Source organism: Clostridia bacterium (genome assembly GCA_017405765.1).
Classification (GTDB): Bacteria; Bacillota; Clostridia; order Oscillospirales; family RGIG577; genus RGIG577.
In genome coordinates this window covers 14268-28225 of record JAFQZS010000007.1, presented here as the reverse complement: position 1 = coordinate 28225, position 13958 = coordinate 14268, and the positions used below count along the sequence as shown (strand labels likewise).

General features: G+C 51.3%; 15 protein-coding genes. 10 read left to right on the top strand and 5 right to left on the bottom strand.

Annotation, left to right across the window (positions count from 1 at the left end):
- Positions 1 to 42: 42 nt before the first annotated feature.
- Positions 43 to 267 carry a cation transporter gene (locus IJG50_01865; GenBank protein MBQ3378592.1) on the bottom strand — a complete coding sequence of 75 codons (225 nt, stop codon included), beginning with the start codon at positions 265 to 267 and terminating at the stop codon, positions 43 to 45.
- A 194-nt stretch (positions 268 to 461) separates the two neighbouring features.
- Here IJG50_01865 and thiS point away from each other — a divergent pair, with 194 nt between their 5' ends.
- The 5 genes from thiS to IJG50_01840 are packed head-to-tail and all read left to right on the top strand — an operon-like array spanning position 462 to position 3789.
- A complete protein-coding gene (gene thiS, locus IJG50_01860) occupies positions 462 to 656 on the top strand; it encodes a sulfur carrier protein ThiS (GenBank protein ID MBQ3378591.1) in 195 nt (64 codons plus the stop codon).
- 2 nt (positions 657 to 658) lie between these two features.
- On the top strand, positions 659 to 1288 hold the full coding sequence (thiF, locus tag IJG50_01855) for a sulfur carrier protein ThiS adenylyltransferase ThiF (protein ID MBQ3378590.1): 630 nt from the start codon (positions 659 to 661) through the stop codon (positions 1286 to 1288).
- A gap of 13 nt (positions 1289 to 1301) precedes the next feature.
- Positions 1302 to 2075 (top strand): thiazole synthase, encoded by a 774-nt coding sequence (locus tag IJG50_01850; GenBank protein MBQ3378589.1) that lies wholly within the window; start codon positions 1302 to 1304, stop codon positions 2073 to 2075.
- Between the two features lie 12 nt (positions 2076 to 2087).
- Positions 2088 to 3242 (top strand): 2-iminoacetate synthase ThiH, encoded by a 1155-nt coding sequence (gene thiH / locus IJG50_01845; GenBank protein ID MBQ3378588.1) that lies wholly within the window; start codon positions 2088 to 2090, stop codon positions 3240 to 3242.
- A complete protein-coding gene (locus IJG50_01840; GenBank protein ID MBQ3378587.1) occupies positions 3229 to 3789 on the top strand; it encodes a thiamine phosphate synthase in 561 nt (186 codons plus the stop codon). Before thiH ends, IJG50_01840 begins: the two co-directional genes overlap by 14 nt.
- A 93-nt stretch (positions 3790 to 3882) precedes the next feature.
- Here IJG50_01840 and IJG50_01835 read toward each other — a convergent pair whose 3' ends face one another.
- From IJG50_01835 to IJG50_01820, 4 genes are read right to left on the bottom strand one after another with little or no spacing between them, the layout of a single operon-like run.
- Positions 3883 to 4662 (bottom strand): enoyl-CoA hydratase/isomerase family protein, encoded by a 780-nt coding sequence (locus IJG50_01835; GenBank protein MBQ3378586.1) that lies wholly within the window; start codon positions 4660 to 4662, stop codon positions 3883 to 3885.
- 22 nt (positions 4663 to 4684) lie between these two features.
- Positions 4685 to 5182, bottom strand: coding sequence for a GNAT family N-acetyltransferase (locus IJG50_01830; protein MBQ3378585.1), 498 nt, complete (start codon positions 5180 to 5182; stop codon positions 4685 to 4687).
- A gap of 15 nt (positions 5183 to 5197) precedes the next feature.
- A complete protein-coding gene (locus tag IJG50_01825; GenBank protein MBQ3378584.1) occupies positions 5198 to 5854 on the bottom strand; it encodes a 3-oxoacid CoA-transferase subunit B in 657 nt (218 codons plus the stop codon).
- A 19-nt stretch (positions 5855 to 5873) separates the two neighbouring features.
- Entirely contained in the window at positions 5874 to 6530 is a 657-nt protein-coding gene (locus tag IJG50_01820) for a CoA transferase subunit A (protein MBQ3378583.1), read from the bottom strand.
- Between the two features lie 271 nt (positions 6531 to 6801).
- Between IJG50_01820 and pyrR the strand changes: the two genes are divergently transcribed.
- Genes pyrR through carB form a run of 5 tightly spaced genes read left to right on the top strand, consistent with a single transcriptional unit; the run spans position 6802 to position 13862 of the window.
- Positions 6802 to 7329: a bifunctional pyr operon transcriptional regulator/uracil phosphoribosyltransferase PyrR gene (gene pyrR, locus IJG50_01815; GenBank protein ID MBQ3378582.1), complete on the top strand. Its 528-nt coding sequence runs from the start codon at positions 6802 to 6804 to the stop codon at positions 7327 to 7329.
- An 18-nt stretch (positions 7330 to 7347) separates the two neighbouring features.
- Complete coding sequence (locus tag IJG50_01810; GenBank protein MBQ3378581.1) at positions 7348 to 8622, top strand: dihydroorotase; 1275 nt, start codon at positions 7348 to 7350, stop codon at positions 8620 to 8622.
- Positions 8623 to 8630: 8 nt separating this feature from the next.
- On the top strand, positions 8631 to 9545 hold the full coding sequence (gene pyrF / locus IJG50_01805) for an orotidine-5'-phosphate decarboxylase (protein ID MBQ3378580.1): 915 nt from the start codon (positions 8631 to 8633) through the stop codon (positions 9543 to 9545).
- Between the two features lie 54 nt (positions 9546 to 9599).
- Complete coding sequence (locus IJG50_01800) at positions 9600 to 10673, top strand: carbamoyl phosphate synthase small subunit (protein ID MBQ3378579.1); 1074 nt, start codon at positions 9600 to 9602, stop codon at positions 10671 to 10673.
- A 12-nt stretch (positions 10674 to 10685) separates the two neighbouring features.
- Complete coding sequence (gene carB, locus IJG50_01795) at positions 10686 to 13862, top strand: carbamoyl-phosphate synthase large subunit (protein ID MBQ3378578.1); 3177 nt, start codon at positions 10686 to 10688, stop codon at positions 13860 to 13862.
- The last annotated feature ends 96 nt before the right edge of the window (positions 13863 to 13958 follow it).

Genomic DNA, 13958 nt, shown 5'->3' with positions numbered 1-13958 from the left:
CCTTCTTTCTTTTAAGTGTGTATGGGATATGACGTCCGCTTTTTATAACGACTCGACGGATGCGCCCTTCATTTCGTAGCCTTCGTCTGCTATGACGGCCGCAAGCTTCGCCTCGTCGAGTTTTTCTTCGGAGATTATTTCCGTAGCGCCGTTCTTATGGGATGAAACGACTTCTTTTACGGAAAAGTTTTTATTCACCGCGCGGTTTACGTGCGCCTCGCACTTTTCACACATCATACCTTCAATTTTTAAAGTGGTCTTAAACATTTTTGCCTCCGTAATTTATTATTTGCATATATTGTACCACAAAATGACGATATAGGAATATATAATCTATTGACTTTTGATAAAAACGTGATAAAATACAAAGTACAAAGCCATATGAAGGGGCACACCACCTCGGGTGTGAACTTCATATGGCTTTTTTGATTATCAGAAATAAAAATACGGGAGGCGATATCGTGATATTCATTAACGGGAAAGAAGAGTCGTTTGCGGGCGCGACTGTTGCACAGTGCCTGAAGGCTCTTAACTATTCGACGGATCGCATCGCCATAGAGTATAACGGCGGCATACTGCCGAAAGCGCTGTATGATTCGACCGTGCTTTGTGACGGCGACAAGATAGAGATAGTACATTTTGTGGGGGGCGGCTGACAATGGTACCTACTAAAGAAGAACTGCTTGCCGCTGCCGACAGCAGATTCACGCCCGAGATACACGAAAAACTTCAAAACGCGCGCGTCGCCATAGCGGGGCTAGGTGGCTTGGGATCTAACGCCGCCGTGATGCTTGCGCGCTGCAATGTCGGGCATATGCTGCTCGTCGATTTCGATGAGGTTGACATGACCAATCTGAACAGGCAGGCGTACGGCATAAAGGATATAGGACGAAAAAAGACGGACGCGCTTTTTGAGATAATAAAGGAGATAAACCCGTATCTTGATATAAAGACATGCTGCGTCAGGGTGACGCGCGAGAACGCGGCGGAGCTTTTCGGGGATTATCCCATAGTCTGCGAGGCGTTCGACCGCGCTTCGGAGAAGGCCATGCTCGTAAATACGCTGCTGGAGCAGTGCCCGCGCACACGCATAGTTTCCGGATCGGGACTTGCGGGCTACGGCGACAGCAACGAAATAAGAACGAAAAGACGGTTTAAAAATCTTTACGTCTGCGGAGACGGTGAGAGCGACGTTGAACGCGGCATTGGGCTTATGGCTCCCCGCGTTGCGATAACCTCGGGACACGAGGCCAATATGATAATAAGAATGATCTTGGGAGAAGAATAAAGGAGTGAAAATGATGCAAAAAGAGGATAAGTTCATTTTGGGCGGACGTGAATTCACGTCGAGATTTATTCTGGGCTCGGGAAAATACGATCCGGAGCTTATAGACGCGGCCGTTAAGCACGCGGGCACGCAGATGATAACGCTTGCCGTGCGCCGCGCGAACAGCCGCGGCGACGGAAATATAATCGAGCACATACCGAAGGGTGTAACGCTCCTTCCTAACACCTCGGGCGCGAGGAACGCAGAGGAGGCCGTGAGGATAGCGAGACTCGCGCGAGAGCTGGGATGCGGCGACTTCGTAAAAATTGAGGTAATACACGACTCGAAGTATCTTTTGCCCGACAATTACGAAACGATAAAGGCGACCGAGATACTTGCGCGCGAGGGCTTTTTAGTTATGCCGTATATGTACCCCGACCTAAACGCCGCCCGTGCGCTTCGCGACGCGGGAGCCGTATCCGTAATGCCGCTTGCGGCTCCGATAGGCTCGAACAAGGGTCTTGCGACGCGTGAGTTCATCCAGATACTCATAGATGAAATAGACCTTCCTATCATCGTTGACGCGGGCATAGGCCGTCCGAGCCAGGCTTGCGAGGCGATGGAGATGGGCGCGGCGGCCATAATGGCGAACACTGCCATAGCGACGGCGGGCGACATTCCGGCGATGGCCGGCGCATTTAAGGCCGCAATAGAAGCGGGACGCGCGGCTTATCTGTCGGGGCTCGGCAGGGTGATAAGTAAAGGCGCCGTGGCGTCTTCGCCGCTTACGGGATTTTTGGAGGAATAGGAGCGTATCGTGATGGAAAAAAGAACGAATCATATGGAATATATGCCGGGTATGGAGATAATAGATTCCGATATAGGCGACAGGGTGATTGCGGCGATGAATAATTACGACCCGGATGCATATACGGCTGCGGACGTTAAGCTCGCGCTGTCAAAGGACAGCCTTTATCCCGAGGATTTCGCCGCGCTCTTATCGCCGGCCGCAGATGCGTTTTTGGAGAAGATGGCAGAGCGCGCCCGCGAGGAGACGAGAAAGCATTTCGGCAACGCCGTATATCTTTTCACGCCGATATATATTTCAAACTACTGCGAAAATTACTGCATCTACTGCGGATTCAACTGCCGAAATAAGATAAAGCGCGCAAAGCTCGATTTCGAGGCGATAGAGCGGGAGATGGCCGCCATTGCAAAGACGGGTCTTGAGGAGATACTCATACTTACGGGCGAGAGCCGCAAAATGTCGGACGTAAAATATATAGGCGAGGCGTGCCGCATAGCCCACAAGTATTTCAAGAACGTAGGTATTGAGGTATATCCCATGAATACCGACGAATACGCGTATCTTCACGAATGCGGTGCGGACTTCGTGACCGTGTTCCAGGAGACGTACAACTCCGATAAATACGAGAAGCTACACCTTGCGGGACATAAGCGCGTGTTCCCGTACCGCCTGAACGCGCAGGAGCGCGCCATTCGCGGAGGTATGCGCGGAGTGGCGTTCGCGGCGCTTTTGGGACTCGATGATTTCAGAAAGGACGCCTTCGCCACGGGCATGCACGCGTATCTTATACAGAGGAAATATCCCCATGCAGAGATATCGTTCTCGTGCCCGCGCCTTCGTCCCATCGTGAACAACGACAAGATAAATCCGAAGGACGTTCACGAGCGTCAGCTTCTTCAGATAATGTGCGCCTACCGCATATTCATGCCGTTCGCCGGCATGACGATATCGACGCGCGAGCGCGCCGAGTTTCGCGATCACGTTATCGGCCTTGCCGCAACGAAGATATCGGCGGGCGTCAGCACAGGCATAGGCGAGCACTCGAACGACGAGGCGCAGGGCGACGATCAGTTCGAGATAGCCGACGGCAGAAACGTGGACGAAGTTTTCGCGCGCATACGCGAGATGGGGCTTCAGCCCGTTATGAACGATTATGTCCTCGTTTAAGCTTATAGCAATATCGAATAGGACGCAGTGCCCGGACCTTGCGGCGCAGATAAGGCGCATCGCCGCATTAAAGCGGCCCGATATGCTAATACTTCGCGAAAAGGATCTTACACAGGCCGAATACGAGGCGCTTGCGCGAAGGGTGATCCACCTATGCGAAGACGAGGGCATAGAATGCGTGCTCCACACGTTCATCGGCGCGGCGCGTCGCCTTGGCCATAAAAAGATACATTTGCCCATGCCTCTGTTAAGAGAAAACTACGATATTCTTAAAGAATTTTCGATTCTCGGCGCGTCGGCGCACGATATAGAGGAAGCGCGCGAGGCCGAAGCCCTGGGTGCGTCGTATATAACGGCGAGCAACGTATTTGAGACCGACTGCAAACCCGGGATGCCGAAAAAGGGCACGAAGTGGCTTGAAACGATATGCGAAAGCGTAAAGATACCCGTTTACGCGCTCGGAGGCATAAACGAGGGAAATCTGGAGCTTATAAAAAAGACTTCCGCGGCGGGGGCCTGCATGATGTCGGGATATATGAAGATGTAATAAAAAGCGCCTTGTTTTTTCTAATAAAGCAGAAAGAACAAGGCGCTTTTTTTATTGGATCGTTTTGTTTTCGATTTAGATTTTTCGGGGCGTTTATTTATTTTTGAACTGCGGCTCGCGTCTTTCCAGAAAGGCGCGCATGCCTTCCTTTGCGTCGTCGGAAGAATACGCTATGGCGAGGGCGTTCGCCTGCATCTGCGCGGCCGCCGCCTGACCCGTAGTTACGTCGGAGAGCATGACCTGCTTTGCAAGTCCCATGGCGATGGGCGCGTTCTTTGAAAGAAGCGCGGCCTCCTCAAGCGCGCGCTCGAGCACTTTATCTTTGGGCGCAAGATAATTTACGAGACCTATGCGCTCCGCTTCGGCGGCGTCAACGTTACGGCCCGTGAGAAGTATCTCCTTTGCGCGTCCGAATCCCACGAGACGGGCAAGTCTTTGCGTACCGCCGTAGCCGGGGATTATGCCCACCTTCGTTTCAGGCAGGCCGAAAACGGCGCTTTCCGACGCTATTCTTATGTCGCAAGCCATCGCAAGCTCAAGCCCGCCGCCGAAGGCATAGCCGTTCAATGCGCAGATATAGACCTTTTGCGAGTTTTCTATCGCACGGCATACTTCTATGCCCATAGCCGAGCAGGCGCGCTCCTCGACAACGGAAAAGCTAAGCAGCATATTGAGGTCGGCTCCGGCGGCGAACGCCTTGCCTGTCGCCGTTATTATGACCGAGCGGATCTCGCGGTCGGCCTCAAGGTCTCTTACGATCACTGAAAGCTCCGCCATAAGCTCATTAGTTATCTGATTTCTCACCTCGGGGCGGCAGAACGTGATTATCGCCGTTCTTTCGCGCTTTTCAAGCGTCATGTACTCATATGCCATTATTACGCCTTCTTTCATTATATTATTGAATATCGAGCTCCATTATGTAGTCGTCCATATAAAAGCCGCCGCCTATGTCGGTCTTTACGCTGTCTATGGTCTTAAAACCGAGCGCCGTATATACGTCCTTTGCGAAGTTATATTTATTCACCGTAAGATAAATGGAGCGAAGTCCTTTTTCTTTGCATATTCCTTTATATTTATCAACGGCCTTTCGGGAGATACCCCGTCCGCGCGCCTCTTTTTTTACGTAAAGCTTACTAAGAAAGAGCCTGTCGCCGTGAACGGCTATGCCGGAATATCCGACGTATTCGCCGTCCCATTTAAAAAGATAGTAAATATAGCCTTCGCTTTCCCTCTGGCGCTTCATCGCGGTGAACGACTGGAACTTGTCGAGCATATATAATACCTGATCGCGGCCTATTATCGGCGTAAAATGCTCGTGCCATATTTCTTCGGCAAGCGAGGCGACTGTTTTCAGTTTTTCGTCGGAAGAAACTTCTTCTATTATAAGACTCATTTTAAACACATCCTTTTAAAAAAGCTCCATTGTTTTAAGCTCGGGCGATACCTTTATCGGCGCTTGTGTCGCAGCCTTTACGTCTTCTATACTCACGCCCGGAGCAAGCTCCGTAAGCGTAAGCCCGTGCTCGTGATCGACATCTATAACGCAGAGGTCCGTTATTATCATATCCACCTCGCGCGCTGCCGTAAGCGGAAGCGTGCATTTTTTAAGTATCTTGGGTCTGCCCTTTACAGTATGCTCCATTGCGACGATTATGCGCTTTGCGCCGACTACGAGATCCATTGCGCCGCCCATGCCGTTTACGCTTTTGCCGGGTATCATCCAGTTTGCTATGCTTCCGAACTCGTCCACCTCGAGAGCGCCCAAAACGGCTGTCTTCACTCTGCCCGAGCGTATCACGGCGAACGACATGGTGTTATCGAATACCGACGCGCCGGGAATAGCCGTGATAAGCGCGCCGCCCGCGTTAGTATAAGTATCGTCGGCGTTGTCGGATGTGGGCGCGGGGCCTATGCCCAGCATACCGTTTTCCGATTGGAATATTACCGTAACGCCCTCCGGCACGTAATTTGCCGCAAGCGTGGGAGTGCCTATGCCAAGGTTTACAACGTCGCCGTTCTTAAGCTCTTTCGAAACGCGCCTTGCTATTATTTCTTTTTTGTCCATTTTACTCGTTTCGCTCATTTCAATCACCGACCTTTACAACTGCATCAACGAAAATACCGGGTACTATGACGTCGTCAGGCGATATTTCTCCGGCTTTTACTATATGCTCAGCCTCGGCTATAACGAAATCGGCCGAATACGGCATAACGGCGTTGAAGTTGCGCTTCGTGCCTCGAAATACCAGATTTCCCATCTCATCAGCCATATATGCGTGAACTATGGCAAAATCGGCGCGTATTGGAAGCTCCAAAAGATAGTCGCGCCCGTCGATATTTATCTTCTGCTTCCCCTCCTCGACGAGCGTGCCTACGCCCACGGCCGTAAGTATTCCGCCGAGACCCGTGCCGCCCGCGCGTATCCGCTCGGTAAGCGTTCCCATGGGAAGAAGCGTCACTTTTTTCGGGTCGTTAAGTATCATATTTATGCTCACCGGATTGAAGCGTATATAAGAAGCTATGATCTTAGATACCTGCCCCTGGGTGAACACTCGGTAGAGCTCGCTTTTTTCGGTGCCGGTGCACATGGAGATTATCGTAAGATCGCGAACGCCCATATCGGCAAGACGCCGTTCAAGCATCGAGGGACGGCCAGAGTCCAAAAAACCGCCGACCATTATCGATGCGCCGTCTTTTATGTCTTTCATTGCGTTTTCAAGCGTTGTTACTTTATTTATCATTTTATAATGCGTTTCCTCCGTGTTTACAGTCATTGTCATTATGCGCTTATAATTATACAGAAACGACGCGCCTTTTTCAATTATTATCAATAATTTTTTAAAATGACTTTACTTTAAATAAAAAAGGGTGTATCATTAAGAAAAATCCTTTAAATCGGTCCCGTGAGGCCGATAAGGCTGTTATACAAACGCTTCTTTGCGTGTCTTTGCGGATGTTTAACCCCTTGTTCCTTGCGGACAAGGGGTATTATTTTATGAGGGAGGCGAAGTCGTGGGCGAAAAAATATTGATGGACGCTCAGGCGATAGACCGCGCCGTAACGAGAATATCGTATCAGATAATAGAAAAGAACCGCGGAGCTTCGGGCCTTTGCCTTATAGGTATATACAGCGGCGGAGTGGCTTTGGCGAAGATGCTTGCCGAGCGCATATCAATAAGCGAGAACACCTCCGTAATGGTAGGAACTATAGATACTACGATGTTCCGCGACGACATGAAAGGACGCAGCGTGCCGAAGGACACCAATACGAATATTGCTTTCGATATAGACGACAAGACGGTAATACTCGTGGACGACGTGCTTTCGACCGGACGCACGGTGCGCGCGGCGATAGACGCCGTAATGCATCTGGGAAGACCGCGTCTCATTCAGCTTGCGGCCCTTATAGACAGAGGACACAGGGAGCTTCCCATTCGCGCCGACTTTGTGGGAAAGAATGTGCCAACGTCGGCGTCGGAGGACGTAAAAGCGTATCTTTTAAAGGACGGCGAAATGAACAGAGTGGAACTGAGATCATAAAAAGAAGGAGGGCTTTATATGACTATACTTATCAAAAAAGCGCGGGTCATAGACCCTACCCAGAAGCTTGACCGCATTTCCGATATTTTCATAGAGGACGGAAGGATAAAAAAACTGGCGGCTTCGATAAACGAAAAGGCAGACACGACGATAGACGGCTCCGACTGCATAGCCGCGCCGGGCTTTATCGATATGCACGTGCATTTCCGCGATCCGGGATTTGAATATAAAGAAGACATTTATTCGGGCGCCGAGGCGGCATTAAAGGGCGGTTTCACCTCGGTCGCGTGCATGGCGAATACAAAGCCCGTCATTGATACGCCGGAGCTTGTAAAATATATAACGGATAAGGCGGCGGACACGCATGTACACGTTTATCCCGTCGCCGCGATGACGAAGGGCTTAAAGGGTGAAGAGCTCGTCGACATAAAGGCGCTCAAAGAGGCGGGCGCGATAGCCGTGTCAGACGACGGACGCCCCGTTGAGAACTCGAAGCTCATGCTCGACGTATTAAAGGCGGCGGACGCGAACAACATTCTGTCGATAGCCCACAGCGAAGACCTTGACCTTGTTGACGGCGGCGTTATAAACGAGGGACGCGTGTCTTACGAGTACGGACTTAGAGGAATGTCACGCATGGCCGAATATATGGCGGTGATGCGCGACGTAATGCTTTCTCTGCCGAAGAAAAACAGGCTCCACATCGCGCACGTAAGCTGCAAGGAATCCGTTGAGGCTGTACGCTGGGCCAAGAAGATAAATCCGAATATAACGTGCGAGACCGCGCCGCATTACGTTTCGCTTACGGAAAACGCGGTTGTGAAGTTTGGTGTGAACGCAAAGATGAATCCGCCGCTTCGCACCGAGGAGGATATAGACGCGGTAATAGAGGGATTGAGAGACGGAACGATAGACGTGATAGCGACAGACCATGCGCCTCATTCCGTTGAAGACAAGGGCGAGCTTAAAAAAGGCGCGTTCGGCATAGTGGGACTTGAAACGGCGCTGCCCGTATGCTATACGTACCTCGTTGCGGCGGGGAAAATGAGCATAAGAAAGCTCATTCGCCTTATGAGCACGAATCCCGCGGCCATTTTGGGCATAGAAGGCGGCAGCCTTACTACGGGAAGCCGCGCCGATATAGTTTTGTTCGACACGGAAGAATATAAGGTAAATAAATCAAGCTTCGCGTCAAAATCGAAGAACACGCCGTTCGACGGTATGACGCTTCGCGGCCGTGTTCTCTGCACGATATCAAACGGAGAAGTAGTATATAAAAGTGATTTTATTTAGGAGGACATATGTCGGCAGATATTCTTATCAAAAAAATAAAAGAGAAAAAGAATCCCACAGTCGCCGGACTTGATCCGCTTCTTTCATATGTGCCCGAGCATATAATAAACGAATGCTTCGAGGCGCACGGAAAAAATCTTGAAGGCGCAGCGGCGGCCATATTCAAATTCAACACCGCGCTTATAGACGCGCTTTGCGGCGTGGTGGCGGCAGTCAAGCTTCAGTCGGCGTATTACGAGCTTTACGGCTGGCGAGGAGTGAAGGTGCTTGACGAGACGATAAAGTATGCGAAAGACAAGGGCCTTTACGTTATAGCGGACGTTAAGCGAAACGACATAGGTTCTACCGCGAAGGCATACGCGGGCGCTTATCTTTCGGGCGCAGACGTGGGCGGCGAGAACGTGGCCTCGTTCGACGCCGACAGCGTGACGGTGAACGGATATCTGGGAACGGACGGCATAACTCCGTTTGTCGAGGCGTGCCGCGAGCATAAAAAGAGCATCTTCGTGCTCGTTAAAACGTCGAATCCCTCATCCGGCGAGCTTCAGGACAAAAAGATAGGCGGTGACGCCGTTTACGAGGTCATGGCCGATATGGTGAACGGCTGGGGAGAAGGGCTTATAGGCGAGAGCGGCTATTCTTCCGTCGGCGCGGTAGTGGGAGCAACGTACCCCGAAATGCAGAAAATATTAAGAAAGCGTATGCCCAAGGCTTACTTCTTGGTGCCGGGCTACGGCGCGCAGGGCGCGGGCGCGGCCGATATAGTGAACGCCTTTAATAAGGACGGCCTGGGCGCGGTGATAAATTCTTCGCGCGCCATAATGTGCGCCTACAAAAAAACTGGCGACGATATAAACTTTGCCGAGGCCGCGAAAGCTGAGGCGATACGCATGAGAGACGAGATAACGGCGGCGATAGGCTGAAAACTGACAGCCCGCCTTATATAAGTATAAAAGATATAAAGGAGTGTAAACGGTATGCAGGCGGTTTTAGTGCTTGAAAGCGGAGAAAGATTTTACGGCCGTTCATTCGGAGCGGAGAAAAATGCTGTAGGTGAGCTTGTCTTTTATTCCGCAATGGCAGGATATCAGGAGATTTTGTGCGACCCTGCTCATCAGAACAAGCTGGTGATAATGACTTATCCCATAATCGGAAGCTACGGCGCCAATGAAGAGGACGGTATGGATTTTTGCGCAACGGCTCTTGTAGTTAAAGAATACGTTGACTTTCCGAGCAACTTCCGTTCGGAGCGCACATTGTCCGATCTGATGAAGGAAAAGGGCATTGTCGGGATAGAGGGCATAGATACGCGCGCGCTTGTAAAGCGGCTGCGCAGCGGCGACCGCATTCGCGCAGCGGTACTGGCTACGGACGATAAGATAGATTACGAGGATGTAGGCTTTGTTTTGGAATGTACGCCGCTTGATTTCGGCGTGCTTGGAGCTACGGGCATATTCCCCGAGGTATATAAGCCCGAGGGCGAAACGAAATACCGTATAGCGCTCTATGATTTCGGCACGAAAAAGAGCGTTATAAAGGCGTTCACCGAGAAGGGAGCCGAGATCACCGTTTATCCGCCGAGAAGCGACGTCGCGGATATAGCCCGCATGAATTTTGACGCAGTCATAATTTCGGGCGCGGCGGGAGAGCTTGAGGAGAATATAAAGAAATATACGGGCAGAGTAAAGGAGCTTACAGAGCTAGGCCTTCCCATGCTGGGCATAGATATGGGTCATCTTATGATAGCAAGCGCGCTGGGCGGCAAAACGGAGCAGATGAAAAAGCCGCACAGGAGCGCGTCGTGCACCGTGCGCGACAATACGATATCGCGCGTTTATCCCACGCAGCAGAGCCACGTATACGCAGTAAGCGCGGATGCGCTGCCCGAGGGCGCGAAGGCGTCGTTCATATGTCAGAACGACGGTACAATAGAGGGCCTCGATTATCCCGATAAGAAGATAAGGACAGTGCAGTTCTATCCCGACGCTTATCCCAAGGAATACGGTACAGGCTATATTTACAGTGAGTTTTTAGATTCGCTTAAAGGTTAGGAGGAAAGAAAAATGCCACTTCGTAAGGAACTTAAAAAAGTGCTCGTTATCGGCTCCGGCCCGATAATCATAGGTCAGGCGGCGGAATTCGACTATGCCGGCACTCAGGCGTGCAAGGCGCTCAAAGAGGACGGCATCTGCGTTGTTTTAGTAAACTCCAATCCGGCCACGATAATGACGGACAAGCATATGGCGGATAAAATATATCTTGAGCCGCTCAATATAGATGTTTTAAAGCGCATAATAGAGATAGAAAGCCCCGACGCCGTACTTTCAAATCTCGGCGGCCAGATGGGACTTAACTTAAGCATAGAGCTTGCCGAAAGCGGATTTCTTGACGCACACGGCGTTAAGCTGCTTGGTGCAAAGGTAGATACCATAAGAAAGGCGGAGGACCGCCAGGCATTCAAGGACACGATGGAGGAGATAGGCGAGCCGTGCATCGCGTCGAAGGTCGTAACGACTATAGAGGACGCCGTCGAATTTGCCGGCGAGATAGAATATCCCGTAATAGTGCGCCCTGCGTATACGATGGGCGGCACGGGCGGCGGCCGCGCGAACGACGAAGCGCAGCTTAGAGAGATATCGGAAGCCGGCATCCGCGCAAGCCGCGTAGGCCAGATACTCATAGAAAAGTGCGTGGCAGGCTGGAAGGAGATAGAGTATGAGGTCATGCGCGACAGCGCGGGAAACGCGATATCCATATGCAATATGGAAAACGTGGACCCCGTAGGCGTACACACGGGCGACAGCATTGTAGTTGCTCCCACGCAGACGCTTTCCGCCGTGGAATGCGCGCGTCTTAGGGCTTCGGCGCTCAAAATAGTGTGCGCTTTGGGCGTTGAGGGCGGCTGCAACGTACAGTTCGCCGTAAATCCCGACAGCTTTGAATACGCCGTGATCGAGGTAAATCCGCGCGTATCGCGCTCAAGCGCGCTTGCATCGAAAGCTACGGGCTATCCGATAGCCAGAGTCGCGTCGAAGATAGCCATAGGCTATAACTTGGACGAGATAAAGAACTCCGTAACGGGTACTACGTTCGCATCAAGCGAACCGTCGATAGACTACATCGTTTTGAAATTCCCCAAATGGCCGTTTGATAAATTTGTTTACGGCGACAGAACGCTCGGAACGCAGATGAAGGCTACGGGCGAGGTAATGTGCATAGCCGACAGCTTTGAAGCGGCGCTTATGAAGGCTGTAAGGTGCATTGAGTTAAAGCTTGACCGCATGTATATGCCGCACATCGAAGAGATGGAGCTTCCCGATATAATCGAGGACATTAAAAAGTGCAACGACGAGCGCATATTCTACATCTGCGCCGCTTTGAGACGCGGTGTGAAGATCGACGAAATATACGATATAACGAAGATGGACCGCTGGTTCATAAACAAGCTCCAGGGCCTTATCAATATGGAATACCTGCTTGAGGAAGAGCTTTTAACGCCCAACATTTACCGCGAGGCAAAGAAGATGGGCTTTTTGGACAGCACGATAGAGGCGCTTTCCGGCGAAAAGATAAAGACCCCGATAAAGCCCGTATACAAAATGGTAGACACCTGCGCCGGTGAAATAGAGGCGAAAACGCCGTATTACTACTCAACATATGACGAGGACAACGAGGCGCGCCCCTCCGATAAAAAGAAGATACTCGTATTCGGTTCGGGTCCGATAAGAATAGGCCAGGGCATAGAATTCGACTACTGCTCCGTACACTGCGTATGGGCGCTTAAAAATCTGGGATATGAGACGATAATCGCAAACAACAACCCCGAAACGGTATCTACGGACTTCGACACCTCCGACAGGCTCTATTTCGAGCCGCTCACGCGCGAGGACGTGCTTTCCATTCTCGAAACGGAGAAGCCTGACGGCGCGATAGTACAGTTCGGCGGTCAGACGGCCATAAATCTTGTTCAGCATATAAAGGATTCCGGCGTAAAAATCCTTGGCACTCAGCCCGATATGATAGACGCGGCCGAGGACAGAGAGATATTCGACGGCGTGCTTGAGCGCTGCGGCATACCGAGACCGAAGAGCGCAAGCGTATATAAGCTTGACGAGGCGCTCGCGGCGGCGAACGATATTGGATATCCCGTGCTCGTGCGTCCGTCATACGTGCTGGGCGGCAAGGGCATGGTCATCGCCTACAACGATGACGACGTAAAGGAGTTCATGGGCATTATAAACCGCGAGGTACAGGAGCATCCGATACTTATAGATAAGTATATGATGGGCAAGGAGGTCGAGGTAGACGCCATAAGCGACGGCGAGGACATTCTTATCCCCGGCATAATGGAGCATCTCGAGCGCGCCGGCGTCCATTCTGGCGACTCCATATCGGTATATCCGGCGTACAGCCTCTCTGACGAAATAAAGAAGACGATAGTCGAATATACGGCCAAGCTTGCAAAAGAGCTGAAAGTTTTGGGACTTATAAATATTCAGTACGTCGTATATAACGGCGAGGTATATGTTATCGAGGTAAACCCGCGCTCGTCGCGCACGGTTCCGTATATCTCCAAGGTAACGAACATCCCGATGATAGAGCTTGCGACGCGCTGCATCTTGGGCGAACCGTTAAAGAGCCTCGGCTACGGCACGGGCATATATAAAGAGAGCGATTATTTTGCGGTCAAGGTACCGGTATTCTCGTTTGAGAAGCTTCACGACGTTGATACGCAGCTCGGCCCCGAGATGAAGTCGACCGGCGAGGTTTTGGGTCTTGCGCGCACGTTTGACGAGGCGCTCTTAAAGGGACTTACGGCAAGCGGATATAAGCTTAACAGTAGCGGCGGCGTTCTCTTCTCGATAAGAGACAAGGACAAGCCCGAGCTTCCCGAGCTTGCCCGCAAATTCGTTGATATGGGCTTCGCGATCTACGGCACAGGCGGTACGGCGAGATACCTTCGTCAGAACGGCATTGACGCCACCAGCGTAAAGAAGATAAGCGAGGACAAATACGACAATGTCTTGAATTTCATCGAGAGCGGCAAGGTAAATTACGTTATCAGCACCTCGACTCACGGCAGACAGCCCCAAAGAGAGGGCGTGCGCATCCGCCGCAAGTCGGTAGAGCGCGGCGTTGTATGCCTTACGTCGTTCGATACGGCCAACGCCGTAGTCGAGTGTCTGAAGCTCGACAAGAAGGCGCATGAGCTTGAAATGGTGAATATCGCGGACGTATAAGATGTGAAAGACAAACTCCCCGAACGGAAAATTCCGTTCGGGGAGTTTTTTGTTTATGTAGAAATGGGGAAAAAAGTATACTTTAGTCACCACTTA

Excerpts from the sequence above, each read along its gene's own strand:
- thiF (MBQ3378590.1), top strand. The coding sequence starts at position 659 with ATGGTACCTACTAAAGAAGAACTGCTTGCCGCTGCCGACAGCAGATTC.
- IJG50_01830 (MBQ3378585.1), bottom strand. The coding sequence starts at position 5,182 with ATGAGTCTTATAATAGAAGAAGTTTCTTCCGACGAAAAACTGAAAACA.
- IJG50_01800 (MBQ3378579.1), top strand. The coding sequence starts at position 9,600 with ATGCAGGCGGTTTTAGTGCTTGAAAGCGGAGAAAGATTTTACGGCCGT.
- IJG50_01835 (MBQ3378586.1), bottom strand. The coding sequence starts at position 4,662 with ATGGCATATGAGTACATGACGCTTGAAAAGCGCGAAAGAACGGCGATA.
- IJG50_01810 (MBQ3378581.1), top strand. The coding sequence starts at position 7,348 with ATGACTATACTTATCAAAAAAGCGCGGGTCATAGACCCTACCCAGAAG.
- pyrF (MBQ3378580.1), top strand. The coding sequence starts at position 8,631 with ATGTCGGCAGATATTCTTATCAAAAAAATAAAAGAGAAAAAGAATCCC.
- carB (MBQ3378578.1), top strand. The coding sequence starts at position 10,686 with ATGCCACTTCGTAAGGAACTTAAAAAAGTGCTCGTTATCGGCTCCGGC.
- IJG50_01850 (MBQ3378589.1), top strand. The coding sequence starts at position 1,302 with ATGCAAAAAGAGGATAAGTTCATTTTGGGCGGACGTGAATTCACGTCG.
- IJG50_01820 (MBQ3378583.1), bottom strand. The coding sequence starts at position 6,530 with ATGATAAATAAAGTAACAACGCTTGAAAACGCAATGAAAGACATAAAA.
- IJG50_01825 (MBQ3378584.1), bottom strand. The coding sequence starts at position 5,854 with ATGGACAAAAAAGAAATAATAGCAAGGCGCGTTTCGAAAGAGCTTAAG.
- thiH (MBQ3378588.1), top strand. The coding sequence starts at position 2,088 with ATGGAAAAAAGAACGAATCATATGGAATATATGCCGGGTATGGAGATA.
- IJG50_01840 (MBQ3378587.1), top strand. The coding sequence starts at position 3,229 with ATGTCCTCGTTTAAGCTTATAGCAATATCGAATAGGACGCAGTGCCCG.
- IJG50_01865 (MBQ3378592.1), bottom strand. The coding sequence starts at position 267 with ATGTTTAAGACCACTTTAAAAATTGAAGGTATGATGTGTGAAAAGTGC.